Source organism: Paenibacillus kyungheensis, from assembly GCF_028606985.1.
Lineage (GTDB): Bacteria > Bacillota > Bacilli > Paenibacillales > Paenibacillaceae > Saccharibacillus > Saccharibacillus kyungheensis.
This window is the reverse complement of sequence record NZ_CP117416.1, coordinates 4637602-4662943: the sequence shown is the minus strand read 5'-3', so window position 1 is coordinate 4662943 and position 25342 is coordinate 4637602. Positions and strand designations below refer to the sequence as shown.

General features: G+C 41.4%; 24 protein-coding genes. 15 read left to right on the top strand and 9 right to left on the bottom strand.

The window, feature by feature from the left end:
- Window positions 1–119 precede the first annotated feature (119 nt).
- Genes PQ456_RS20230 through PQ456_RS20220 form a run of 3 tightly spaced genes read left to right on the top strand, consistent with a single transcriptional unit; the run spans window position 120 to window position 4409 of the window.
- Window positions 120–1844 carry a response regulator gene (locus PQ456_RS20230; protein WP_273616367.1) on the top strand — a complete coding sequence of 575 codons (1725 nt, stop codon included), beginning with the start codon at window positions 120–122 and terminating at the stop codon, window positions 1842–1844.
- Window positions 1841–2929 (top strand): HEAT repeat domain-containing protein, encoded by a 1089-nt coding sequence (locus tag PQ456_RS20225; protein ID WP_273613818.1) that lies wholly within the window; start codon window positions 1841–1843, stop codon window positions 2927–2929. The genes PQ456_RS20230 and PQ456_RS20225 overlap by 4 nt, the downstream gene beginning before the upstream one ends.
- Window positions 2910–4409: a glycosyltransferase family 2 protein gene (locus tag PQ456_RS20220; protein ID WP_273613817.1), complete on the top strand. Its 1500-nt coding sequence runs from the start codon at window positions 2910–2912 to the stop codon at window positions 4407–4409. Before PQ456_RS20225 ends, PQ456_RS20220 begins: the two co-directional genes overlap by 20 nt.
- A 115-nt stretch (window positions 4410–4524) precedes the next feature.
- Here PQ456_RS20220 and PQ456_RS20215 read toward each other — a convergent pair whose 3' ends face one another.
- Window positions 4525–5073 (bottom strand): GNAT family N-acetyltransferase, encoded by a 549-nt coding sequence (locus PQ456_RS20215; RefSeq protein WP_273613816.1) that lies wholly within the window; start codon window positions 5071–5073, stop codon window positions 4525–4527.
- A gap of 78 nt (window positions 5074–5151) precedes the next feature.
- Window positions 5152–5412, bottom strand: a complete 261-nt coding sequence (locus PQ456_RS20210) for a DUF2164 domain-containing protein (RefSeq protein WP_273613815.1) — start codon at window positions 5410–5412, stop codon at window positions 5152–5154.
- A gap of 211 nt (window positions 5413–5623) precedes the next feature.
- Between PQ456_RS20210 and PQ456_RS20205 the strand changes: the two genes are divergently transcribed.
- Window positions 5624–7315: a glutamine--tRNA ligase/YqeY domain fusion protein gene (locus tag PQ456_RS20205; RefSeq protein ID WP_273613814.1), complete on the top strand. Its 1692-nt coding sequence runs from the start codon at window positions 5624–5626 to the stop codon at window positions 7313–7315.
- A 134-nt stretch (window positions 7316–7449) separates the two neighbouring features.
- Here PQ456_RS20205 and PQ456_RS20200 read toward each other — a convergent pair whose 3' ends face one another.
- Window positions 7450–8655, bottom strand: coding sequence for an MFS transporter (locus tag PQ456_RS20200; RefSeq protein WP_273613813.1), 1206 nt, complete (start codon window positions 8653–8655; stop codon window positions 7450–7452).
- A gap of 103 nt (window positions 8656–8758) precedes the next feature.
- Between PQ456_RS20200 and mobA the strand changes: the two genes are divergently transcribed.
- The 3 genes from mobA to PQ456_RS20185 all read left to right on the top strand — a co-directional run bounded on the left by mobA (window position 8759) and on the right by PQ456_RS20185 (window position 10656).
- Window positions 8759–9406, top strand: coding sequence for a molybdenum cofactor guanylyltransferase (mobA, locus tag PQ456_RS20195; RefSeq protein WP_273613812.1), 648 nt, complete (start codon window positions 8759–8761; stop codon window positions 9404–9406).
- A gap of 237 nt (window positions 9407–9643) precedes the next feature.
- The gene (locus PQ456_RS20190; protein ID WP_273613811.1) at window positions 9644–10315 is read left to right on the top strand and encodes a TorD/DmsD family molecular chaperone; all 672 of its coding nucleotides are present in this window, start codon (window positions 9644–9646) and stop codon (window positions 10313–10315) included.
- 140 nt (window positions 10316–10455) lie between these two features.
- Window positions 10456–10656, top strand: a complete 201-nt coding sequence (locus tag PQ456_RS20185) for a hypothetical protein (RefSeq protein ID WP_273613810.1) — start codon at window positions 10456–10458, stop codon at window positions 10654–10656.
- 5 nt (window positions 10657–10661) lie between these two features.
- On the opposite strand, the gene PQ456_RS20180 is transcribed toward PQ456_RS20185, so the two are convergent.
- Genes PQ456_RS20180 through PQ456_RS20165 form a run of 4 tightly spaced genes read right to left on the bottom strand, consistent with a single transcriptional unit; the run spans window position 10662 to window position 12935 of the window.
- Window positions 10662–11603 carry a 1-phosphofructokinase family hexose kinase gene (locus PQ456_RS20180; RefSeq protein WP_273613809.1) on the bottom strand — a complete coding sequence of 314 codons (942 nt, stop codon included), beginning with the start codon at window positions 11601–11603 and terminating at the stop codon, window positions 10662–10664.
- Between the two features lie 14 nt (window positions 11604–11617).
- Window positions 11618–11932, bottom strand: a complete 315-nt coding sequence (locus PQ456_RS20175; protein WP_273613808.1) for a DMT family transporter — start codon at window positions 11930–11932, stop codon at window positions 11618–11620.
- Complete coding sequence (locus PQ456_RS20170) at window positions 11932–12297, bottom strand: DMT family transporter (RefSeq protein WP_273613807.1); 366 nt, start codon at window positions 12295–12297, stop codon at window positions 11932–11934. Before PQ456_RS20170 ends, PQ456_RS20175 begins: the two co-directional genes overlap by 1 nt.
- A gap of 41 nt (window positions 12298–12338) precedes the next feature.
- Complete coding sequence (locus PQ456_RS20165; RefSeq protein WP_273613806.1) at window positions 12339–12935, bottom strand: TetR/AcrR family transcriptional regulator; 597 nt, start codon at window positions 12933–12935, stop codon at window positions 12339–12341.
- A gap of 177 nt (window positions 12936–13112) precedes the next feature.
- Here PQ456_RS20165 and cls point away from each other — a divergent pair, with 177 nt between their 5' ends.
- Window positions 13113–14621 carry a cardiolipin synthase gene (cls, locus tag PQ456_RS20160; protein ID WP_273613805.1) on the top strand — a complete coding sequence of 503 codons (1509 nt, stop codon included), beginning with the start codon at window positions 13113–13115 and terminating at the stop codon, window positions 14619–14621.
- Between the two features lie 91 nt (window positions 14622–14712).
- Here cls and PQ456_RS20155 read toward each other — a convergent pair whose 3' ends face one another.
- Window positions 14713–15321 (bottom strand): esterase/lipase family protein, encoded by a 609-nt coding sequence (locus PQ456_RS20155; RefSeq protein ID WP_273613804.1) that lies wholly within the window; start codon window positions 15319–15321, stop codon window positions 14713–14715.
- A gap of 220 nt (window positions 15322–15541) precedes the next feature.
- Complete coding sequence (locus PQ456_RS20150) at window positions 15542–17053, bottom strand: phospholipase D family protein (RefSeq protein WP_273613803.1); 1512 nt, start codon at window positions 17051–17053, stop codon at window positions 15542–15544.
- Window positions 17054–17236: 183 nt separating this feature from the next.
- Between PQ456_RS20150 and PQ456_RS20145 the strand changes: the two genes are divergently transcribed.
- Genes PQ456_RS20145 through PQ456_RS20115 form a run of 7 tightly spaced genes read left to right on the top strand, consistent with a single transcriptional unit; the run spans window position 17237 to window position 25330 of the window.
- Entirely contained in the window at window positions 17237–18787 is a 1551-nt protein-coding gene (locus PQ456_RS20145; RefSeq protein WP_273613802.1) for a phytoene desaturase family protein, read from the top strand.
- Entirely contained in the window at window positions 18784–20247 is a 1464-nt protein-coding gene (locus PQ456_RS20140) for a phytoene desaturase family protein (RefSeq protein WP_273613801.1), read from the top strand. Before PQ456_RS20145 ends, PQ456_RS20140 begins: the two co-directional genes overlap by 4 nt.
- Complete coding sequence (locus PQ456_RS20135) at window positions 20244–21125, top strand: phytoene/squalene synthase family protein (RefSeq protein WP_273613800.1); 882 nt, start codon at window positions 20244–20246, stop codon at window positions 21123–21125. The genes PQ456_RS20140 and PQ456_RS20135 overlap by 4 nt, the downstream gene beginning before the upstream one ends.
- 1 nt (window position 21126) lies before the next feature.
- Entirely contained in the window at window positions 21127–21921 is a 795-nt protein-coding gene (locus PQ456_RS20130; protein ID WP_273613799.1) for a carotenoid biosynthesis protein, read from the top strand.
- Complete coding sequence (locus tag PQ456_RS20125; RefSeq protein ID WP_273613798.1) at window positions 21905–22642, top strand: lysophospholipid acyltransferase family protein; 738 nt, start codon at window positions 21905–21907, stop codon at window positions 22640–22642. Before PQ456_RS20130 ends, PQ456_RS20125 begins: the two co-directional genes overlap by 17 nt.
- A 4-nt stretch (window positions 22643–22646) precedes the next feature.
- Window positions 22647–23849 (top strand): glycosyltransferase family 2 protein, encoded by a 1203-nt coding sequence (locus PQ456_RS20120; protein WP_273613797.1) that lies wholly within the window; start codon window positions 22647–22649, stop codon window positions 23847–23849.
- Window positions 23846–25330, top strand: a complete 1485-nt coding sequence (locus PQ456_RS20115; protein ID WP_273613796.1) for a phytoene desaturase family protein — start codon at window positions 23846–23848, stop codon at window positions 25328–25330. Before PQ456_RS20120 ends, PQ456_RS20115 begins: the two co-directional genes overlap by 4 nt.
- The last annotated feature ends 12 nt before the right edge of the window (window positions 25331–25342 follow it).

The following is a 25342-nucleotide window of genomic DNA, read 5'->3' as shown; positions in this document are numbered from 1 at the left end:
CTTTACATATTTAGTACCAGTATTTTCTATTGGTGAGCCTTTATGGTTAAATTTTAATCCGGTATATCCGATAATAGAAAGTAGAGTAACTAGGCAAAGGGGGTTTATTTGTGAATCGTATGTTGAAGTATCAGATTCTTTTCAAACTTCAATTACAAGAAAAATTGCAGAAGATGCTAGAACCTAATGCGCAGATTCCAGAACAGGAATTGTATCGGCTAGCACATTCGATCAAAGGAACAGCAGGCACGATAGAGTTGCCAGAATGGTACTCTGAAGCTTTGCGTTTACTGACCACATTCAAAGAAGACGGTCAACGTGTATTTGACCATGAGCAGATGGTTATTATATTAGAACCATTATATGATCTTATCCAGCAGTCAGATGTGGAGCCTGAAGTTAAAGAGACTGCACCGATCGAGAAGATACCTTTTACAATAACATCCCCTACAAATACGACCAAAGCTCGAACCGTCTTAATTATTGATGATGATATCGGGCTCCTTACTTTATTAAAAGATGAACTGGTCAGTCAAAATTTCACAGTGTTAGCAACGACAGAGCCTGAACAAGGTTTGGCGTTGTTTTATGATAAACGTCCTGATTGTGTTGTGTTGGATTTGGTATTGCCTGGTATGAACGGATTTGAGCTGTTAGCACAGATTCAAGATTTGTGTGAACGTCATTTTATTCCTGTTATGATCATCAGTGCTTCAGGCAATAAAGAAACCCGGATGCATGGTTATGCGATGGGAGCGGAAGACTTTATGATTAAGCCTTTCGATATGGACGAATTTTCTTTGCATGTGCGCCGTTTGACCAGCAAAAGAATCAAGCTGACAGAATTGCTGTTATTAGATAGTGTAACCGGGGCATACAGTATGCCTTTTCTAGAACGTGAATTAGAACGATATCAAGAACAAACGCGAGTACATGAGACAGAAGTATCGTTAATCGTAATCGATCTGCAAGGTCTGCGAAATTACAACAAAACGTATAATTTTGCGAAAGGCGATCAATTATTACGCCAAGTCTCGGATACGATTAAATTGTCTTTACGTGTAGAAGATATATGGGCACACGAACGTGCAGGGCGATTTTATTTGCTACAACCAGGTAGCTCTCCTGCTCAAAGCAGTGCTTTTATTGATCGTATTCTTTATTCGCCTCAAGTCGCATCTTTGATTCCAGCAGGAATGATGCGTATTCGCTATGGCGTGGTACCTGTTTTTGCTACAACCGATCAATCGCAACTATTTGATCAGGTGAATCAGCAATTGTTGCATTTAAATACAGCGCTGGAACAAGGCAAATCAGTATCTTCTATACCGTTACAGACGCCATCCAGAATGAGTAGATCAGTAGACGCTAAGCCTGTTGTTGCACATCCTGCTATACCTGAACCTACTGTAAGTAATCCACCTGTACCGACGGTATCTGTTAACGAACCATTGCGATTAGCGATTGTGGATGATGATCCATTAATACGTAATATTTTGGAACGACAAATGTTCGATCTAGAACAAGAGTATTTACTGGATATTCGTGTCTATACAGATGGCAAAGAATTTTTGAATGATCCGTGGCATGATGAATCTGCTCAATATTTATTGATTTTGGATCGGATGATGCCACGTATTAACGGAATGGAAGTTCTTTCCCGTCTACGTGGTGAAGAAGGTTCAAAGTATACGGTACTGATGTTAACGGGAGTCGACGATGAACAAGGCATTACAGAAGCGATACGTGCTGGAGCAGATGATTATATGACCAAGCCATTTAGTATGATGGAATTGGAAGCTCGTGTACGACGCTTACTGAACAAAGTAGGGGTAGCGTTATGAGTATTGATAATATACTGGTAACGATCTGGTGGGCAACTGTCGGAGTGGTGTCATTGATTATCGTACTGTTACTGTATCTGATGTTTCGCAAATATCAACGCAATCGGCGTTTGCAAGCGATAGACCGTTTAACCGAGCAACTTGCCAAAGCAGATTCTGCGCTGAATCAGTATATTGCAACAGGAGAGCGTTCTCGTAGAATGCTGGCTAAAAATAGCTTGGAACAAAAAGCGATAGAAGAAATGTTAATTCATCGCTTATCACTAAGTCGCTCCAAAAATGAAACGCAGCGGATCAAAGAACTAAGTGAGTATTATTTTGCAGAGTCGTATGCCAATGATTTGCGTAGCTCGCGTTGGAGTACTCGTATCAATGCTTTACTTTATATCGAGCAATTTCAGATGATGAGTCTTCACTCGGAGCTTTTACAAGCGTTACAGCGCAAACATTGTACAGGTGATGAGCGCTTTTTGATTTTGCGGATTCTGGCTGTATTTCAAGCTCCTGAGATCATGGATGAACTGGAATCAGCAGCTATCCAATACTCAGACATTCAATTATTGCAGTTGGTGTTGTTAATCAAAGGCGAGCTGTTAGATCAATTGCTACAACAGTTCGATAAATACAGTCCCAAATTACGCTATATCATTATAGATAGTCTGCGGATTAACAATATTCGTACGCAAGAAGTACTGCAATTGTTAGAGCAATGTATGTATTCCAATGATAAAGAAATGCGTATTCGCGCGATGAAAGCACTCGCTAATTTTGGTTATATGAGCCCTGAAGCGGCTGATCGGATGGAACAAGCATTAACTGAACAACAATCTGTATCATGGCAAGAACGATTGATGAGAGTGAAAGTAATCAATAGTACGCGTGATGAACGCTTTTTGCCGTATCTGGAGCAGTTGGTGAGTGATGATTCATACGAAGTTCGTCTGCAATCGGCGCAAGCTTTGCTTCGTTATCGTCAAGGTGTAGCGATATTGGAACAAATAGCGACCAATCACCCTGACCGATTTGCAAAAGAGATGGCACAAGAGATATTGGAAAGGAGAAATTATGAGCGGAATGTGGGCTGACCTCGGATTAGTTGTTTACCATATCATTGCTGTGATCACGATATTATACGTCGCTTTTTCAACCGGAGCGTATTTGTTAATGTATTTCGCGGCTGCCAAAGATTTGCGCAAAGACAAAGATGTGAGTGGACTTCAATATAGCAAAGCACTCGAAAACGAATTAGCTCCTTTATCGATTCTTGTTCCTGCTTACAATGAAGGTGGTAATATCGTATCCAGTGCTCGTTCACTGCTGAGTATCAATTACAAGCAATTTGAAGTTATCGTAATCAATGATGGTTCCAAAGATGATACTGCGCAACGGATGATTGATGAATTTGATATGTCGCCCATTTCTAATCGTGTTCCTTTTTCAGCATTAGGCAAGTCTACAGCACCGATTCGCAATATTTATCGCTCTTTACAGCATCCCAATCTAGTACTGGTGGATAAAGAAAACGGTGGAAAAGCGGATGCGCTTAATGCAGGCATTAACGTTTCACGTTATCCTTATTTTGCTTCCCTTGATGGAGATACTGTACTGGATACCGATGCTTTTATCAAAGTAATGAAACCTATTATGGAAGCGAAGCCTGGTGAAGAGATTATAGCTACTGGTGGCAGTGTAGGGATTGCCAACGGAAGTATTGTTGATACAGGTTATCTGAGCAGTGAAAATGTACTGCTATCTCGTAATCCATATGTTGTAATGCAAGTTATCGAGTATCTGCGCGGTTTCTTGATGGGACGAATCGGTCTGAGTAGCTTCAATATGTTGATCCTTGTATCCGGTGCATTTGGTGTATTCAAAAAAAGCTGGGTAATCGAAGTAGGCGGTTATGAGACAGAGACAATTGGTGAAGATATGGAGCTGATTGTTCGTCTACATCGTCTATTGCGGAAAAAGAAAAGCAAAGGTCGGATTATCTATATTCCAGAACCTGTCTGCTGGACAGAAGCACCGGAAAGTCGCAAAATCTTACGTCGGCAACGGATTCGCTGGCAACGTGGATTGTTCGAAAGTCTATGGCGGAACAAAGACATGCTGTTCAATCCGCGCTATGGACGCATCGGCTTTGCCGCTATGCCATTATTTATGTTCGTAGAGCTGTTTGGCCCTGTAGTTGAATTGATCGGCTTAATTATGATTGTATTAGGTCTTGTTCTCAAAGCAGGCGCAGGCTGGGAAATCAGTGCATCACTGACATTGATGATGATTTTATACGGTTCGTTATTGTCGACAGGGGCAGTATTATTTGAAGAATGGCGATTCCATCATTATAATCGCATAGCAGATGTATTCCGGCTGGTGCTTCATGCGTTATCCGAATCATTCTGGTATCGTCCGATGCTAACCGTCTGGAGAGTGATCGGGCTAGCTCAAGCGATTCGTGGTAAAAAAGCCCAGTGGGGTGAAATGACACGTGTGAATGTCATCGGTGGCAGTTCAGATACGATCAAAATGCGACCGGAAAGCCCGCTTATTCAACCTAAAAAATAAACGAATACTCGTTATACCATAAAAAGCTACTTCACCTGCAAGATTGCAAAAGTGAAGTAGCTTTTTGTCATGAAATGATCTTAATGTATTGGACAAAAGAAAAAGAGTAGAGCGATTAGCGTTTTAACTTCCATTCTTGTTGAAGCATTCCGTACACTGCATGATCTACATAACCAATCGGTAACAATTCAGCTTCCCGAATAATACCTTCCAAAATAAAGCCCAGACGCTGAGGAACTGCGCGACTGCGATGATTACCGGTAGCACAGCGAATCTCAACCCGGTGCAGATTCAGTTCAATTAGTGCATAGTCGATTAATACACGAAGCGCAGAAGTAACCAACCCTTTGCCTTCATAATGAGAACCGAGCCAGTACCCTATCCCGACTGAACGATGATTCCAATTGATCTCATGAAATCCGATAATACCAGCCAGTTGACCTTTGTACCAGATGCCAGCATTAAAAGCGCCATTTTCCATCGCCTGAGTCATCGAAGAACGTACATATTCTTCACTAGCCGCTACTGAATTGGTCGCGTCGACCCAGGCTAACCATTGACGTAAAGAAGAACGGGATTGATCGATAAGCTGATAAATAGGACGAGCATGACTGGGTTCAAGTGGCCTTAATTCGATTTCTTCATCCAATTTATATGTAAACATCAAAGTATACCCTCTTTCTTAATCGAATATGAAATGAAGTGCACCGGATAAAATGTATAGATTAGAGTAGTTCATGAGTTAACGACGTGGACGAAGAGGAGGGTGTTGTTCCAGAGCATAGATATCTTCTTCCAGTCCAGCCATACGTTCATTTAACGTGGTACGACAATCAGCCAAAGCTTGATTATAAATAAGAGGTCCTGCCGATTGCAAAAAGAAATCAAGTACCGAATCAGCAGCCAAATCGCCTATACTTTCGCCACGCTCCATTTCAAAAAAATGCTGGATTTGCGCAATCATATGCTCACGCTGTTCTTTCGGTAGCGTCAATGGTTTCATGCGTCATTGCTCCTTTGTACACGTTTATACTACATGCTACCGTATTCAACCTCTAGCGTCAAAGCCAATTAGCATCAAAAATACGATCGCTCGAACAGGACAAAGGTCTCTATCCAAATCGTCATATCCTTGTCTAACTTGCCAGAACAGTTATAATGGAAGTATTGGATTATTCCTGTAAAACAAACTGAACGATGAAAGGTTGATTGACGTGGAGCATACAAATACCCCGCCTAATTTTATAAAAACAGTAATTGCGGAAGACCTACAGTCCGGTAAAGTTAAAAAGGTCGTTACCCGTTTCCCACCAGAACCGAACGGTTATCTCCATATTGGTCATGCCAAAGCAATCTGGATTAACTTTGAACTAGCGAAAGAATTCGGTGGTAGTACGAACTTACGCTTTGATGATACGAATCCGGCAAAAGAAGATGTAGAATACGTAAAATCGATCGAAGAAGATGTAAAATGGTTAGGTTATGAATGGACAGGCAAATATTTTGCTTCCGATTACTTCGATACGATGTATGAAAAAGCAGAGCTGTTAATTCAAAAAGGACTTGCTTATGTGGATGATCAATCTGCTGATCAAATTCGTGAAATGCGTGGAACACTAACCGAGCCGGGTACTAACAGCCCGTATCGTGAACGTACTATTGAAGAAAACTTAGATCTATTCCGCCGTATGCGTGCAGGTGAATTCGGTAATGGTGAACGTGTATTGCGTGCCAAAATAGATATGGCTTCACCTAATATCAATCTGCGTGATCCGGTAATCTACCGTATTGCTCATTTAGAGCATCACAATACAGGTGACAAATGGTGCATTTATCCAATGTATACTTTTGCTCATCCATTAGAAGATGCGATTGAACATGTAACACATTCACTGTGTTCGATTGAATTTGAAGACCAACGTCCATTCTATGATTGGGTGATTCGTGAGTGTGAAGTGGAAGCAGAACCTCATCAATACGAATTCGGTCGCTTGAATCTGGCACAGACGTTAACCAGTAAACGTAAGCTAAAACAATTGGTAGACGAGAATATTGTGGATGGTTGGGATGATCCACGTATGCCGACGATCTCAGGATTACGTCGTCGTGGATATACACCGGAAGGTATTCGCGCATTTGTCTATGAGACGGGTATTTCCAAAAGTCAGGGCGTTGTTGATCTACAAACACTAGATCATTTTGTACGTGAAGACTTAAAATTGCGTGTTCCTCGTACAATGGGTATTTTGCGTCCACTTAAAGTGGTGATTACAAACTATCCTGAAGGACAAGTTGAAATGTTAGATGCAGAAAATAACACTGAAAATGAAGAAATGGGTATTCGCCAAATTCCATTTTCACGTGAAATTTATATCGAGCAAGATGACTTTATGGAGAATCCACCGAATAAATATTTCCGTCTATTCCCGGGCAATGAAGTTCGCCTAAAACATGCTTACTTTATCAAATGTAACGATGTGATCAAAGATGAAGAAGGCAATGTAACAGAAATTCATTGTACGTATGATGTAGAAACGAAAAGCGGTAGCGGATTTACAGGACGTAAAGTCAAAGGAACGATTCATTGGGTTGAAGCAAGCCAAGCCGTTCCAGCGGAATTCCGTCTGTATGAGCCATTGATTACGGCTGAAGAAGCAGATGCAGAATTAACCGATGAGAACGAAGAGACTGCTGAAAAAACGTTTTTGGATTATTTGAATCCAAAATCACTTGAAGTGGTACATGGATTTGTAGAGCCTGGCTTGAAAGATTCAAAAGGTTATGATCGTTACCAATTTTTCCGTCATGGTTATTTCAGTGCTGATCCGAAATATACAATGCCAGGTGATCCGGTATTTAACCTTGTTGTATCGATGAAGAGTTCATTCAAATTACCAAAAGCGTAAAATTGTATCCCTTTTTACCAGCTAGGACATGAACAACTATGATCAAAAAACCGCCTGTTCTCTATACGTGAGAAGGGCGGTTTTTATTTGATCTATTATCAGACTGCATAACTTATTCAAGTCTACCGAATGTATTAATACTGCTCGTCCTCTTCTTCCATTCGATATTGCGTGCGCTTCACATTCAGCCACATCGATGCAAATCCTATCGCTCCCACAAAGGAAAGAGCAACACCGGCTAGATACATCTGCTCTGAACCGAAATTTTGAAATAACCATCCGCCTAGAAAACCTGCAATTACACCGGATACTCCGCTCCATGTCATCGTATAGATCGCTTGCCCGGAACTACGGAATGCTTTGGGGACAAACATCATGGTGAGCTGTGTACCGACATAGAAATAACCACCGAATGTAACCGCATGAAGCAGTTGAATTGCGATAATTTCCCAGGGGCTGGTCGCTTCAGCCATCAAAAACCAGCGTAACGTGAACAGTAGACTGACAATCGCCAACCAACCGATCATAAAAGAAATATTACGTTTCAAATACCGATCAAATAACAAAAACAAAGCCGCTTCAAAAATAGAAGAAGCAAATACTGCCCAGCCGACCATCGATTTGGTTCCGCCCAGTTCAACAATATACAGCGATACAAATGTACTGTTCATCGCATTGGGGATCGCAACCAGAATACCAAAGACAATAAAGCCGACAAAATATAAATTGCCGAGTAATTTCTTCATTGCATAACGGTTCATCGTTGCTGATCCACCGGGTAACTTGGTCTGTGGTGGTAATAGCAAAATGATACCGATTGCAATAAGAAGCAACACTGTAAATACCGTACCGATTTGAGAGACTCCTAATCGATCGATAACAGGCCCTGCGGCAACAGCAGTTAACGCCCATCCTAGTGAACCGTATAGACGAAACCCACCGAACTTTTTGGGTGTACCCTCAATATAACTAAGAATGAGTGTATTGCTTTGTGCCAACATCGGTGTCTGGAAAAAGAAAAATACTGTCATCACAATATAGATAATCGTATAATTGTGCACATGAAAAACAAGCTGAACCATTAGCAACGTACCCAGCATCATAATCAGCAGTACAAATCGTACATTTTGTAGACGATCACTATAAAATCCCCAAAATGGATTAGCAAGTAACGAGATTAGCGGGCCGATAGCCATCAGAGCCCCAATCTCACTCTGGCTCATCCCGATATCTTGCAGGTATAATTGAAAAAAGCTTGTGAAAATAACCAGTGTTCCATATATAAAAAAGGTAAACCATCGCAATGGTGTAAAAGTAGTGTTGTTTATATTCGGATGCAAAGCCAGCCAATCCTTTCATCAGACATTTCATTCACTGTAGCATGTGTTGAAAAGGGATACAAACCAATTTTGTTTATTTTTGGAGTAGAAAGGATAATTGATCATGCGATCCTCTTTGAAATATACAGGTATTATTTTAGCAGGCGGTCAATCTAGCCGTATGGGTCAGAATAAAGCGTTATTAACTATTGCTGATCATACCATTATTGAACGTGTAGCCAAAGCGTTACAGCCAGTAGTCTCTTCATTATGGATTGCAGGGAATCATACGGCGGATTATTCATTTTTGAATATCCGTAGTGTGCCTGATCGTTTTCCCGGACAAGGGCCGCTTGCTGGTCTACATGCAGCACTATCACAGATTAGAAGCGAGTGGTATGTAGTCAGTGCTTGTGATTTACCTTTTGCCAGTACTGTATTGATGCAACAGCTTATAGAACATACCGATATCAAAAGGATACAAGCGATTATTCCGATGCAAGCCGGGCGTATTCACCCATTATATGCTGTCTATCACCATAGTGTATTGCCGTCACTACAACTAGCGTTAGAACATAACCAATTACGTGTACGAGATTGGTTAGATCAGCAACAGGTACATTACGTAGAGATCGAATCATTATACCAATCACAGAGCAAGTTACAGTCTTCTTTTCAAAGTATATCGGAGTATAGCTTATATAATATGAATGATCCACAGTCGTATGAGCAGGTTTTGCGTATTTTGAAGCAATATCCTTCTTTATTGTAGCCAGTCTGTGGCATAAGTCCTTTTGAAAGCGTGACAAACATGACTATTTTATGAACGTATGCGTAATTTACCCCTAATTCGTAGAAAATAGAGTACAATGAAGACATAACATAAAGTCAAGTGATGAACTACAACGTATACGTTTACTAACGATCAGACCTATATATTGCTTCAAACCTTTGATGTCGGAATTCAATTATTTAAATATGTGAATATTATCACAAGGAGTGATGTAAGATGACTATGTATACAGAACTGGAAACGCATCAATCTCGCCAAGAATGGTTGTACAGTCGTGTAATGACGTATCGTCTGCTTAGTGAAATGTTAGAGCGCAAACCCACATTGTCCAAGTTGATCGAATGGAAAAAAGAAGCTTCCAAAATCAACCGTCTATTTACCAATAACTATGCTTTGCTGAATACGCTAGAAAATACGATGTTAAACGATATTATGCAATATGCTCGTCAAGAATGTGCAGAATACAGCCAGTTGTTCGAGCAAGATCAACAGGTCAGTTATCCACCTCAAGCGTCGTATTATGTGACAAATGAGCAAGGACGTACCGCTTATGAAGCTGTAGTCAATGCAGTATATGCACGTGCAGGGATTGCTTTCAAAAAAATGGATCACGAAACAGATGATCATATCGGTATTGAGTTAGAATTTATGGCATTATTAGCTGAGCGTTCTGCGGAGACAGATATGCATTCATCTAACCGTAAAATGATCGCTCAAATGCAAATTGAATTTTTGGAACATTATTTAATTCCGTGGGTTCCTTCATTCTGTGCTGAACTTGGTAAAACCACATGCAGTCCATTGTATCGTGAATGGGCTCAGATGCTACCGACATATCTGCAAAATGATTTGCAAGAACTTCAAAAGATTGTTACTCGCTTAACGTAAAGAGTATTCCCTATTTCATGAAGAGTGTTATCTGAAATAGGGATTTTTTTTATCTTATACAGAAATAAGTAATTTTTTTCCAATTAGATGTGTCAAATGAGTTGCTGTGGTCTAATGATTGATAAGGGAGGTTTACTGCCTTGAATAAATATCATTGCCTCAAACAATGTATTGTCGTAAAAGCAGTAGACAGAAAAGCGGAATTTCCATCGCTCGATTGGGCGCGTCAGTATGCGTTAAAAGAATTAGTGCCACAAGAAATTAATTTTGTGGTAAGCGATGGGGATACAGGTCATATTTATATGGATGTTCGATTTGGTTCGCACACCAAAATCCCCTGAGTGTATTATGACTCAGGGGTTATTTTTATGTGCTGAAGGATATGTTGTACGTCTTGTAGATCTACTTTACCAGCGATCGGTTGAAGGGCACATGCACTTCCGCAAGCAGCGCCATATCGAAGCATCTCAGCCAGTTCTGCTCCGCGATAAGCGGCTGTTACCATACCTGCTGCCATCGCATCTCCACTACCAAGCGCGCTCACAATATCAAGCTGTGGCACATGCAGTCGATAACGTGCAGAGCCTTGAGCAGCTATCGCGCCATGTTTGCCTAAAGAGATCGTAGCCATTTGTACCCCATGATCCAGCATAGCGGTTAATACATCGTCTAAGGTCTGGTCAGAATAGTGATCAGCCGTAGGAATGCCCGCCCATGCGCAAGCTTCATCTTCATTAGGCTTCACCAGATCAGGAGAAGCTTGTAAGCCGTAACGTAATGCTTCTCCACTTGCATCTAGTGCTGTTTGGGCACCCTGTGCTTTGGCGATCTGAATCAGTGTAGCATACAGATCAGCAGGGCAACCTTCAGGAATACTACCGGAAAATAATACCCATGCTGACGTACGGGCTGCTTTTTCAATCTGCTGTTCCAAAAGGATCAAAGATTCAGGGGTGACATACGAAGAAGCTTGCTCGATCAATTCTGTCTGTGTACCTTGTTGTTGATCCAGTACAGTGATCGCCAGCCTTGTCTCGCCTTGGACTTCGATAAATTCACAGCGTACGCCTTCTTGTTGCAACAGAAATTGCATTTTCTGTCCATTGTAGCCTGCCACAAACCCTGTCGCTGTCACGGATTCACCAAGAGTATGAATCACACGTGCAGCATTGATCCCTTTGCCACCAGGAACAGTAATCCCCGGTAAGCGGTGCACCTGATCCATATGAAAAGCAGGAGCACGATAAATAATATCTAGTGCTGTATTTAACGTAACTGTTGTAATCAAATATGATTCACCTCTTACGCAATCAATTTAAGTCCTATCGCTGACGCAATAATCATCGCGATAAATAAAATCCGCAGTCCACTTTTGGCTTCGCCGTACATCAACATGCCGACTAATGTACCGCCGACTGTACCGATTCCTGTCCAGATCGCATAAGCTGTTCCCATCGGAATACCGTTCATAGCAATCGTTAGACAAGAGAAGCTACCTGCAAATGTCAAAATCATTAAAAGATAATTGAGCAAAGACTTATGACGAACAATACGATTCATCATAATTACACCAACCACTTCAAATCCACCAGCCACTACCAATGCGATCCAAGACATTATGCTTCACCTGCTTTCACTGTAGCAGAATGAGCTTCTTCTTTGGCACCATTATCAGTGACTAATTTCAATCCAGCGACACCGATCATCAATACAAGAATCAGGATCACTTTGAGCCAGTGGAAAGGTTCACCGAAAATAATCATTTCAGCAGCGACTGTTCCAGCTGTACCAATTCCAGTAAAGACGGCATAGACTGTACCGACAGGTAAGCGAGTAGATGCTTTGATAATAAGATAAAAGCTGATCGCTATACCTACAGCGGTAAGTAACCATTCAAAGGGAGTTGCAGCGTGTTTTAGTCCGGATACCCAGACCACTTCGATACATCCTCCTATTAATACGTATAACCAATTGCGATTCATAATTATTCCAATCTCCTTTGTTGCTCGTTAAGCAGTTTCAATTAAGTCGTTGTTGCCGATAGCGTAATCCCGCGCCAGTAAATAGGGAAAATTACATTTAACCGTTGCACCGATCGAGAAGGTTCACTGTACAACATATCGATCATGACTCCATCGACGACAGTCATATATCCTTTGGCAGCTTCGGTTGTAGATACTACCAATTGCAGATGATGTTGATCTACGTGCACATCCAATAATCGCAACAGCCTTGCTTCCAAATCATCAATTAGCGCATACACTAGAGGGATAATTTCTTTTTCGGAAGCCGAATGTGGAAAAAAACACATCCGCATAACGAATTTGATCATCGCATCATCTGAATACTGTTGTTGCAAAAAGGCGATCAATTGATACAACCGATCTTGTAACGGGATATCAACATGATGAATCATATAACGAATAATTCGTCGCTTAAATTCACGAAAAGTCTGACGAAGTACATTCAGAAACAAATCTTCTTTGCTTTTAAAATGAGCATAGATCGAAGGTTTTTTGATCCCTGCTTCACTAGCGATATCAGCCAAAGAAGTGCCTTCATATCCATGTTGTGCAAACTGAGAAAGAGCTATCGTTAATAACTGTGGCTTTGTCGTCATATAGACACCTTCCTAACGGTCGTTAGGTAATATTATTATCTTTTAAATAATGTTTGTCAAGAAAGATGAATAAAGTGTAATTTCTGGTAAAGCAAGATATAGTTATAACGAAGTTATGCGACATACTGTGGTGAAGTTACGTACATACTTTGAAGAGAAAGACAGGAGTGGATGATATTGCGTAAAAGTGTGCTAGGGGTACTGATTATCATTATGTTATTTGGTCTGTATTATGTAGGGTTTGATCTACTGGGCCCAACAACAGGTACGATCATTAGTATATTTTCCACACTCAGTGTTATATCGATCGGATTTATTATTTTTATAGATAATCGTCAGCCAGCGGTCACAATGGCATGGATTTTGCTGTTGGCTTTGTTGCCGGTCGTAGGTGTCTTTTTCTACTTCTGGTTTGGACAAAATGTATTCAAGCGTCATAAGTATGAAAAGAAAGCTAAGCGAGATCGGCAAGTGTATCAGATGATTGAAAATGCAGGGATGCAGACTGCACTTGATCTATCGTCGTTACGTGAAGATCATCAGCGCTTATTGCAATTGTCTCAACGATTAGCGGTTACACCTGTTTCACAAGCGACCGAAACGACTATTTTGACCAATGGTGGACAGACGTTTACCGCCTTGTTGGAAGCGCTAGAAACAGCTGAACATCATATTCATATGGAATATTATATTTATCGTGCAGATGATATCGGCACACGTATTCAGCAGATTCTTATTGAAAAAGCACAGGCTGGTATAGAAGTTCGTTTTATGGTGGACGCTGTAGGAAGTATGCAGTTACCTCGTTTGTTTCTACAAGAGATGAGGGAAGCAGGAGTACAAGTCGGTATATTTGGCGAAGCACGTATTTTATTATTATCCAGTCAGGTGAATTATCGGAATCACCGCAAAATTGTAGTGATCGATGGCAATATTGGATTTATCGGTGGGCTTAATGTAGGCGATGAATATCTAAGTCGCAGTCAGACGTATGGATTCTGGCGGGATACTCATATGCAGATCAGAGGCGAAGGTGTACGTACGTTGCAGATTATCTTTTTACAAGATTGGCTGCATGTGACAGGAGAGACTTGTCTGGATCAAGTATACTTTTCTCCGCGATTAATCGCTTCTCAACATGGAGCAGTCCAGATGATTGCAAGTGGGCCGGATAATGATCTACGTGTGCTCAAACATGTCTTTTTTTCCATGATTACCTCGGCGAAGCAATCGGTCTGGTTAGCAACTCCGTACTTTATACCGGACGAAAGTATACTCACAGCATTGCGGATGGCGGCATTATCTGGATTAGATGTCCGTATACTTTTCCCAGGTAAGCCGGATAAACGACTTCCTTTTTATGCGTCTCATTCGTATTTTGTGACTTTGCTCGAAGCAGGTGTACGCATCTATGAATATGAAAAAGGATTTTTACATTCCAAACTGCTCATTGTAGACGGGGAGATTGCTACGATTGGAACAGCGAATATGGATATGCGTAGTTTTCATCTGAATTTTGAAGTGAATGCTTTACTTGTAGAAACGGAAAGTGTTCATCAGATGGTACGAGATTTTGAACGTGATCTGAATTCTGCCAGCTTAATTATTCAAGATCGATTTGCCTGTCGTAAAGTAGTGCAACGTCTAGTAGAATCGGCAGCCCGATTGATTTCTCCGATGTTGTAAAATAAATAAAGATAGACACTACCGAGTTATCGCATAAAAAAAGCTGACCTTAGAAATAAAGGTCAGCTTTTCGCTATTGTGGTAAGTACAACTATTCTTCCAGTGCTGTCTTGATCAGACCACTTACAGAAGGGCTGTATAATAATCCGATATGAGCCATGCCGAAGACACGAATATTGTTTGCTCCGTCTAGCATAGATAATTGGTTTGCTACGATCTGATCATTGATCGTATAGATCGAAGTGACTTTGATTCCGTCAGGTGCTCTGTTAGTCGTTAAGCGGTTAGCACCACCGATAGTTACTAATTTGTCTACTTTTGAAAGACCACCGTTGTTCAAAATATAATACAGACTGTTAGCACCGCCCATACTATGAGCGACAATATTTACTTTTTGGCTACCTGTTTGAGCTAGAACTTCATCGACTTTGCGACTGATTGTAGCTGCATTAAGCAGTTGGTTACCGCTTTTACTAGGAAGTTCAATTGCATATAATTCGTTAGAAGCCCATCCTTGACGACTTAGGTAGCTTTCTATGTAGGTAAAGTTACTAGCTGTTCCCCCAAGACCATGAACGAAAATAACCGGTGTACGTGTTGTAGCCGCTTTTGCTTGCTGAGGTGCAAATACCCCTACACTACATGCAAATACTAGCAATACAGTTAGCATCAAACGAAAAGATGAACTCACTTTTTTCATAACCAATCTCCCTTTTGTGTTAGAATTTAATACATAAATTTACCAAAATATGAATTATTATATAACGAAAAAAAGGACTTGTAAACCCTTTTTGATATTTTTGACTTTAGGTATCGTAAAAAAGAACGATACTTCCTTAGCGATAAAGTTCGCCAACAGGAATGTATCGTTCTTTATTTTATACATATTTTATTCTATATCAGATCGATAACAGAACGGATTAGAATGTTGTGAATCCTAGAATTAATTGCAGACGATAAGCGATATCTTTCAGCCATGTGCTATCTTCTTGATAGGCGCTTAACGGCAATGTATATTCTTCTCCTTTATTATTCCACAGCATCGTAAAGTATTTGTTAACACTGGTCATTAACTTATTATCGCCCGGTGCAGAGATCCAGAAATCATTTTCCAGATTATAATCTTTAAGATTACGCGGCGTAAAGTTAGAAGAACCACCGATAATCAGATCATTACCTGATGCTTTATCGATATACATCATTTTGGTATGGTACTGCTCATCCGTTGTGTTATACCAGCGTACATCGATTTTGCCGCTTGAAGCATTTTTGAGTTCAGCAGCTACAGGACGATTCGGGATACCGATTTTATCCTGTCCAAAAGCGTTCTGGTTCGGATCGAGAATCAGTTGGATTTTGACACCGCGTTTGGATGCTTCCATCAGTCTGCTGGTGACATCTTTATCCGCCAGGTAGAACATTCCCATCCAGAGTGTATCGCCTTGCTTCGTATCATCAATCGCTTCAAGCAAGCGATCAAACACTTTACCTTCAGTAATATAACGAAGCTGAATTTCTCCTTTAGGTTTTGTCGCATTACTTGCAGGTTCTTTATACGTAGGCAATTGCACTGAACTGCCAGATAGATCAATAACCGCTTGTTCGGATTTTAAAATATCACCGATAATCGGCCCTTGCACTTCAAAAGCAACATTGGAATGATAAGCACTCGCATCATGCACATTACCTGTTGAGACAAGTGCACTATTTTCAGTAGCGACCACTTTACGATGATTGGCTTTGACATTAATCAGTTTCAGATACGAACGGAACGTGACATCAGGACCATCGGTAGCCATCATATTCGGAACCCAGCCTTTGCCTGCTTGTCCGAACCATTGGAAAAAGGTACGCCAGATCGCCGAGTATACCGGAGTCGAATCGCGCAATGGATCAACATCTGTCAGCACGACATCAATACCATTCTGTTTAAGCTTTTCCAGTAACCCATTGGGTCCAGAATTATAATTGGTATTCACTTCATCTGTAATAAACACCACTTTGAGATCAGGCACTGCTTTTTTGCGTTCAATTAATTTATCAGCTAATCCTTCACTCAATTTAGGATACTTTTGCCCTTTATGTACATAATCGTTAAATAAGAATATATCAATAATCACATATTGTTGAGCGGAATCGATCATTTTAAGTATTCTGTCATAAATTTGTCGTTTTTGTGTAAATCGATCTCCTGTTCCGGGTGCAGGATAGGTCAGATCATAATAAAAGTTAACATGATCGACAGTATAAAGAGGACTCTCATATGATACCCCGGGAGGTAACGGTTTATTTGTCTGATAGATCATAACGGCGATAAGCCAGACTATCAGTAGTCCGAGGACATAACGAACCCAATGGGAACGTTGAAATCGACGGGATGATTTACGCTGTGCAGCATGAATCGGTGATTTATTATTTGAAAAAGAACTCATCTCTTTTGATCCCCTTCCGAAAGCGCAATTCATACACTTCCACCTATTCATTAACAACAAAACATTAATTTTGACGCAGGTTTAGTTGCAAACAGGGGTTCGGAAGTTTATATATTAATTATAGTAAAAGAATTTATACAACTTAATGTACTTATGAAATTCATTTTAACAAAGGGGACTGTGATGAAAGCCAATCATTCAAATCGAAAAGCAATTGTTATTGGAGCAGGCCCGGGTGGACTTGCAGCAGGAATGTTACTTGCTAGTCAGGGATATGAAGTGAATATGTACGAGAAACAATCTGTTGTTGGAGGGCGGTCTTCGCAATTGACGTTGGGGGAGTATCGTTTTGATCGTGGAGCAACATTTTTAATGATGCCTCATTTGATTGAAGAGTTATTCAGCGTAGCCAAACGTTCATTATATGATTACGTAGAAATGCAAGAATTAACACCGATGTACAGCTTGCATTTTGGTGATACAGTATTCCAACCTTCTCGTGATCGTGAAGATACGGCAGCGCAGATAGCGACACTTTTCCCCGGTGATGAAGCAGGGTATTATCGTTATCTGGAAGAAGAAGATGTGAAGCTGGAAAAAGTCATGCCACTACTGCGCAGACCTTTTTCCAATCTGACCGACTATATGCGTGCAGATGTTTTTCGTGCTTTACCGAAGCTTCATCTCAATGATACGGTATATGGACGGTTATCCAAATATTTCAAAGACGAGCGCTTAAAAATGTCTTTTGCTTTTCAAGCGAAGTATTTAGGCATGTCGGCTTGGGATTGTCCGGGTACATTTACGATATTGTCGTATTTAGAACATCGTTACGGGCTATTTCATCCCAAAGGCGGAATTAACGCTATATTCGAAAGTATGGCTAAGGTAATCTCTGAGCATGGAGGTCACGTACATACAGGTATAGGCGTGAAGCAAGTAATTACCGAAGGACGTACAGCCAAGGGGGTTGTACTGGACAACGGGGAGACTGTATATGCAGATCATATCGTGATCAATGCTGATTTTTCGACAGCGATGAATCAGTTATTTGCACCCGGTGTATTGCAGAAATATGCTCCAGATAAGTTAGCAGCTAAAAAGTATTCTTGTTCTGCGGCTATGCTTTATCTAGGTGTTGATGGAGCTGTAGATTTACCACATCATTCAGTTCATTTCTCGGAAGATTATCATCGCAATGTGGATGAGATTATGAAGCAAAAAACATTGTCTGAAGATCCATCGATCTATGTTCATAACCCATCAGTACTTGATCCTACATTAGCTCCTGCTGGCAAATCAGCATTATATATTTTGATGCCAACACCGAACTTAACTGGTGAGACCGATTGGGAAGATAAGCGTGAACAGGTGAAAGAACAGATGTTATCTCGGGCAGAAATGATTCCACAATTAGCGGACTTGCGCGAACGGATCGAAGAGCTGAGCTTTTTCACACCGCTAGATTGGGAACAGCAGTTAGATGTATATCAAGGGGCTACGTTTAATCTGACCCATCATTTGGATCAGATGATGACATTCCGTCCGCATAATCGTTTTGAAGAATTAGACGGTGTATGGTTGGTCGGCGGCGGAACTCATCCGGGTAGTGGCTTACCGACTATTTTCGAATCTGCGCGTATCAGTACCAGTATGATCTTCAAGCAAGATGGCATCGTTATCACAGATGATATTCATGCCGATCAAGTAATGACCGAGGTTACTCATTCATGAAGCGTCATGTAGCGATAGTAGGCAGTGGTATAGGTGGCTTAACAACGGCTTTGCTGCTTAGTAAGCAAGGTGTGAAAGTAACGATATTTGAAAAAAGTAGTACTGTAGGCGGTCGGATTGCTTTTGAATACGAAGGTGACGAACGGATCGATCAAGGGCCAACAATTGTACTGCTACCTGAAATGCTTCATGGTATTATGGAAGAAGCAGGTGTATCTCGTGATAAAATTCCATTGATTGAATGTGATCCACTTTATCGTGTTCATTATCCAGATGGCAAAGTACTCACCAAACACCGTAAGTCCGAGATTCAGGCAGAAGAAGTAGAGCGCGTTTTTCCAGGACAAGGAGCTAATTTCAGTCGCTTTATGCGCGAGATGAGTCCATTGTTTGCTAGAGGACAAGCTTCATTTCTAGAACGTGATTTTCCGAACTGGAAACATTTTTTCACACCGGACAATTTATCGTTAATGCTTAATCTGCGTGCTTACCGCAATCTAAGTAGCGCTGCTGGATTGTATTTCAAAAATAATCAATTGCGTGAAGCTTATTCCTTACAAAGTCTGTATATTGGCGGTATTCCTGAAAAATCACCGGGACTGTATACGATGCTTCCTTATGCTGAACATGCTTTTGGCATATGGATGATCAAAGGTGGATACGGTAGATTACCTGAGATTCTGGCGCAAGAATTGGCAGAGCGTGGGATTGAGATTCAATTGAACCGCACTGTAGAAAAGCTAGAAATTCAGAATGGAGTCTGTCTGGGTGTTCAAGTTGATGGAGAACGACACCATTTCGATGCAGTACTGTATAATGGAGACTTCCCTAATATTTCAGCATTAATGGACAAAGAACTGACCAAACCCCGTCGTACACCGTACCAACCGTCTTCTGGTTGTGTATTGATCTATGCGGGAACCAATCGTAGATGGGATGATATGCTAACCCATCAATTCTTTTTACCACCAAGTCTCAATGATAGTCTTAGACAAGCGTTTAGTCAGCGACAGTTGCCAGAAGATCCGGCTTTTTATGTATTTAATCCGGTAGCTGTTGATCCAGATGCAGCGGCAGAAGGACAAAGTGTATTGTACTTTTTGATTCCGGTGACAGATGAAGCGGGAATAGATTGGGAACGAGATATACCTCGTCTTGTTGAGCATGTATTAGAAGCAGCAGAACGGCGTGGATTTCCAGAGCTTCGTTCTTCTATCAAATGGACCAAAGTACGTACACCCGCAGATGCACTGCGTAGCGGATTGTATGGAGGCGGAAGTTTTGGGATTGCTCCAGTCATTGGACAGTCCGGTGTATATCGTCCACAGCCCAAGCCTTTTCCACATATTCGAGGATTGTATGCAGCAGGCGCTTCGGTTCATCCGGGCGGCGGCGTACCGATTGTTATGCAAGGAGCAAGGATGGCTGCACATCAAATGTTAAAGGAGTTGGGAATTTGAAATCCATCCGAAAGGCTGATTTGCAAAATTGTGAGGAAATGATTCGTCATGGATCGTCATCGTTTTATTACGCATTTAGCTGGCTCCCAAGTCCGCAAAAAGAAGCTGTTCATGTGATTTATGCTTTTTGTCGAATGATTGATGATAGTGTAGACGAACCTGAACAATCGTTATACAGTATTCACGAACTGCAAGCTTTATTCAATAAGCTAGAGTCAGCAGAAGGACACTTTATTTGGCCTTCTTTGCGTTGGTTATTTAGTGAGTTTCCCGGATTATCCAAAGAACCGTTTCGTCGTCAAATGGATGGTCAAACGTATGACCTAACATTTACCCGCTATTCTACAATGCGTGAATTAGAGCATTATTGTTATCTGGTAGCAGGAACAGTAGGCGAGATGTTATTGCCTGTGCTCAAAGGTGAACATAGCGAGGAGATTCGTCATTCTGGTATCGCACTTGGCAAAGGAATGCAGATTGTCAATATTATGCGTGATATCGGGGAAGACGGCAGACGGGGTAGACGTTATATTCCGCTTGAATTGTTACAACGTCATCATTACACAGAAGAGGAACTTGAAGCAGGTGTGATCGATGATCGTTTTCGTGCTTTGATGGATGAATTGCGCTTTTTGGCAGAGCAATGGTTTGCAACCGGTCTTGGCGATCTGGCAGCTTATCCTCAGACCAGCGCATTTACTGTCGAGTTAGCAGCGACTTTTTATGCCGGTATTATGGATGTTATTGTGGAAAATAAATACGATGTATTCACTCAACGTGCGTATGTTACAGATGAACAAAAGCGTGATATGTTAATCGGGATTGCAATGAGACATGGATTTACGACAGAGATGCTCAAGCGATCAGTGGTTTCTTAATATGGGATGGTTATTTTGGATCTGGTATGGTATCGGAGCTGTGTTGCTATTAACAGTAGACGTACCAAAAGTATTAGATTTTTCAAATGGACTTTTTCTCGTCTTTTATGCATTATATGCGCTCTATTTAATCTATAGGGCAGAACTTTATAAAGGGATGTCCGACCAGTCAGTCAGTAGTTCGACTACACCTCTGTGGTCACGCCTTATCCTATCTGGCGTGATCATCTGGTTCGGTGGTATGGCATTAGAGTGGATTGGAGTACATAGTGGTTGGCCATTTGGAGAATACGAGTATACATCGCTTCTAGGCGCTCTTATATATGGTGTACCTTGGACGCTAGGATTTGCATGGATTGGTGTTGTAGCAGGAGGCGTATTGTTAAGCAGTTCTGCCAAGCACGCATCTGCTCATACTTCCGCTCTATCGAATAAAGGTAGCTATCTATTAGTGCGTGCTTGCAAAGTAGGGGTCTGGATTATTGTACTGGATCTTGTTCTTGATCCAGTAGCACATGCACGTGGATTCTGGCACTGGGAACAAACAGGCGGATTTTACGGTGTACCGTGGAGTAATTTTGTTGCATGGTTCGTTGTAGGTGGTGTGTTGTCGATGGTGTTACCGCGATTGATACTGACCGTACGAATTTTGCGTCATGCGACTTTTCTGTATCAAGGAATGTTGTTATTGTTCGGTTTGCTAGCTTGGCAAGCTGATATTGGCGGTTCAATGATCGTTGCATTGATCGGTATATTATTGGCAGAAGGGAATTATCGTTATGATACCCGCAGGTAAATCTTCTTCTTTTCAAATGGTATTTCGCAAGTATAACGAATGGTATCTGATTCGGCGTCAGTTCCATTCATTTACGATGACCGGTTCGTTTGATGCTTTGCCACCTGAGCAATCGGTTATTTATATTATGAATCATAGTTCATGGTGGGATGGATTACTTGTCTATCATGCGTGTAATCGTACATCAATCGGTGATCATTATATGATGATGGAAGAGCGACAATTGAAGCGATATGATTTTTTTCGCAAAGTAGGCGCATTTTCAATCCAAAAAGACAGTCCCGGTGATGTTCGCCAAAGTATGCGTTATGCTGCTGGTTTGCTTGCACAAAGCAAGCGAATATGGTTGTTCCCACAAGGAGAACTTCGTCATTTGGAGACACGTCCATTGATTTTTCGTCCGGGGATTGGATTATTATTGCGCCAAGTCCCACCGGAGACTGCTGTGATTCCAGTGACGCTACATTATGGGCTGTATCAACAAGCTCGTCTGCAAGCCTCTTTGCGAATTGGCGAACCGGTGATCCGTAACTGGAAACAGATCGGTTCTAATGATTGTGCAGAAATGCTAGAGACGATCCTGACCGCTCAACTGGATCAACAGCGTCAACAATTACTATTGTCCAAAGATGGCTATTTATCTGAAGAAATTCACCTTATTCCACCTAAACGCACCACAGACGAAAAGTTCGATCAATATCGCAAAATAAGAAAAAGGTGAAATCATGCTGTGGATACTACAGATCATCGCGTTCTGGCTTTTGATTCAGCTTGTATTTACGATTTGGAATCTTTCTCGTATGCCTAGATTAGGCACATCGTTATCTAATAAAAGCAGTTATTATCGCCCTTCTGCTTCTACAGATCATTCACCAGCAGATATGTATCGTTCAACGAATCCTCATGCCAAGCCTCTGTTATCTATTATGGTGCCAGCGCGCAATGAAGAGATTAATATTCGTGAATGTGTGTTATCTATATTGAACTGTCGTACCGATTCGATAGAGATTGAAATATTAGTGATGAATGATCATTCAGAAGACCGTACAGTCGCTGAGATTGAGAAAGTAATGCAGCAAGATCAGCGAGTACGGCTTTTTCATAGTGACCCTTTACCTGAAGGATGGATGGGCAAATCGTATGCTTGTCATCAATTAGTCCAACATGCTCAAGGGGATTGGTGGTTATTTATTGATGCTGATGTGCGATTAGAAGTAGAAGGATTAGAAGCAGCAATGGTAACGGCTCGTTCTCAGGGAAAAGGTCTTATCAGTGGATTTCCACGTATGGAGACAGAGACATGGTTAGAACGAATAGTCGTACCTATGATGTCTTTTGTGATAGCTTATCATTTGCCTATTATGATGGTTCGTCGTAGTCGTAGTCCGTTGTTTTTGGCAGTGACCGGAGCGTGGTTAATGATCCATCCGCATAGTTATGCTCGTTCAGGTGGGCATGAAGGCATTTATAATCAGATTGTAGAAGATATGGAATTGGCTCGTGCTGTTAAGCGGATCGGAGATCCTGTAACATTGGCAAATATACAGCATTATACGTCTGCACGAATGTACCGTAATGCCGCCCAAGTATGGGAAGGGTATAAGAAAAATATTTTTGTTGGTGCAGGGCGTAGTGTCTGGTTAGCAGTCAGTATTTCTATGTATTATGGGCTGTTATTTATTTTGCCCGTACTTACATTGATCTATAGTCTTGTGACTGTAGATACGATGCTTATAGGCTGGTCATTACTAAGTATATTGATCGGAATGATGACCAAAAGTATTATTGATGTTTATCATGGTAAGCCTTTCTGGATGGGAGTCTATATGCCTGTTAGTGCGGCTTGTCTGATCGGCATTATGCTTGATTCATGGCGTGCAGGAGCCAATGGAACAGGTTACAATTGGAAAGGAAGGAATTATGGATGAGTGATCGCAAAGCGCTGATTATCGGTGCAGGATTCGGCGGATTATCGTGCGCGATTGGTCTAGCTTCACGTGGATATGATGTGACAATCTTAGAGAAGCAATTGACGGTTGGTGGCAAATTACAGCATATTGAAAAAGCAGGTTATCAATTCGACCGTGGACCAAGCACGATTACAATGCCCCATGTATTCCGAAGTGTATTTGAACAAGCAGGACGACAGATCGAAGATTATGTAGAATTGTATGATCTGGAACCGCGTACACGTAATGTTTTTGCAGATGGTTCAGTGGTCGATCTTAGTCGTCATGCAGAAGCGACAGCGGCTCAGATTGCACTGTATAGCCCTGAAGATGCGCTTCAATATCCACACTTTCTAGCAGAAGCGAAGCAGATGTATGTTGAAGCGAACGATCAATTTCTCAATACTTTATTATTGTCATGGCGTGATAAAATAAAGCCTTCAATGGGCAAAAGCTTACTTCGTGTACATCCATTAACTACATTGCAATCGTTATTGCGCAAATATTTCCGACATCCTAATACATTGATGTTATTCGGACGGTACGCAACTTATGTTGGTGCTTCACCTTATCAAGCACCAGCTATTTTTGCTATGCTTAGTCATGTAGAAGCAGAACTTGGTGTATATGGAGTGCGCGGTGGTACATATCAGTTAATACGTGGACTAGAAAAGCTAGCGCTTGAACTGCGTGTGACAATACGGACAGGTATAGAAGTCTCACGCATTTTGGTACAATCAGGCAAAGCGATTGGAGTCGAAAGTAGTATAGGAGATTATCTGGCACCGATCGTGATTATTAATGGCGATGTGTTAAGTATGAGTCAAATGCTATTAGATGAAAGTGAACGTCCTTCACTGACCAATAAGCAAATTGATCGCTATGAACCTTCGTTATCCGGTTTTGTCACACTGGCAGGAGTACCACGTCAGTATGATCAATTGCTTCATCATACCGTGTTTTTTCCAGAGCAATACGAACCTGAATTTCAAGCGATTTTCGGGCAAAAGCGTCCGCCTGCTTTACCAACATTATATATCTGTTATTCTGGTTATTCGGAAGCAAACATGGCTCCACCACAAAGCAGTAATTTGTTTATTTTAGCGAATGCTCCCTATTTGTCAGATCAATGGGATTGGGAACTACAACGTCAAGCATACGGGCATAAAATAGCTTCATTACTGGAACAGTATGGACTGGAAGATATCTCGCAGGGCCCTGTCTGGGAGCATTATACACCTGCTGATATTCAGCAAGACACGTATGCACATCAAGGATCGATTTATGGTATTTCGTCCAATTCAGTCAAGCAGACTTTTTTCCGTCCGGGTAATCGCAGTCGTGATGTACAAGGATTGTGGTATGTGGGCGGAACGACTCATCCTGGCGGAGGAACACCGATTGTCACATTATCAGGTCAACTGGTTGCCAAACATATTGCAAATCAACATTGGAATTGAAAGGAGGACGCA

Coding starts and splice junctions, on each gene's coding strand:
- PQ456_RS20145 (WP_273613802.1), top strand. CDS start 17,237: ATGAAAGCCAATCATTCAAATCGAAAAGCAATTGTTATTGGAGCAGGC.
- PQ456_RS20210 (WP_273613815.1), bottom strand. CDS start 5,412: ATGAAACCATTGACGCTACCGAAAGAACAGCGTGAGCATATGATTGCG.
- PQ456_RS20155 (WP_273613804.1), bottom strand. CDS start 15,321: ATGAAAAAAGTGAGTTCATCTTTTCGTTTGATGCTAACTGTATTGCTA.
- PQ456_RS20190 (WP_273613811.1), top strand. CDS start 9,644: ATGACTATGTATACAGAACTGGAAACGCATCAATCTCGCCAAGAATGG.
- PQ456_RS20225 (WP_273613818.1), top strand. CDS start 1,841: ATGAGTATTGATAATATACTGGTAACGATCTGGTGGGCAACTGTCGGA.
- PQ456_RS20165 (WP_273613806.1), bottom strand. CDS start 12,935: ATGACGACAAAGCCACAGTTATTAACGATAGCTCTTTCTCAGTTTGCA.
- PQ456_RS20130 (WP_273613799.1), top strand. CDS start 21,127: ATGGGATGGTTATTTTGGATCTGGTATGGTATCGGAGCTGTGTTGCTA.
- PQ456_RS20220 (WP_273613817.1), top strand. CDS start 2,910: ATGAGCGGAATGTGGGCTGACCTCGGATTAGTTGTTTACCATATCATT.
- PQ456_RS20215 (WP_273613816.1), bottom strand. CDS start 5,073: ATGTTTACATATAAATTGGATGAAGAAATCGAATTAAGGCCACTTGAA.
- PQ456_RS20125 (WP_273613798.1), top strand. CDS start 21,905: ATGATACCCGCAGGTAAATCTTCTTCTTTTCAAATGGTATTTCGCAAG.
- mobA (WP_273613812.1), top strand. CDS start 8,759: ATGCGATCCTCTTTGAAATATACAGGTATTATTTTAGCAGGCGGTCAA.
- PQ456_RS20120 (WP_273613797.1), top strand. CDS start 22,647: ATGCTGTGGATACTACAGATCATCGCGTTCTGGCTTTTGATTCAGCTT.
- PQ456_RS20230 (WP_273616367.1), top strand. CDS start 120: ATGTTGAAGTATCAGATTCTTTTCAAACTTCAATTACAAGAAAAATTG.
- PQ456_RS20140 (WP_273613801.1), top strand. CDS start 18,784: ATGAAGCGTCATGTAGCGATAGTAGGCAGTGGTATAGGTGGCTTAACA.
- PQ456_RS20115 (WP_273613796.1), top strand. CDS start 23,846: ATGAGTGATCGCAAAGCGCTGATTATCGGTGCAGGATTCGGCGGATTA.
- PQ456_RS20175 (WP_273613808.1), bottom strand. CDS start 11,932: ATGTCTTGGATCGCATTGGTAGTGGCTGGTGGATTTGAAGTGGTTGGT.
- PQ456_RS20170 (WP_273613807.1), bottom strand. CDS start 12,297: ATGAATCGCAATTGGTTATACGTATTAATAGGAGGATGTATCGAAGTG.
- PQ456_RS20150 (WP_273613803.1), bottom strand. CDS start 17,053: ATGAGTTCTTTTTCAAATAATAAATCACCGATTCATGCTGCACAGCGT.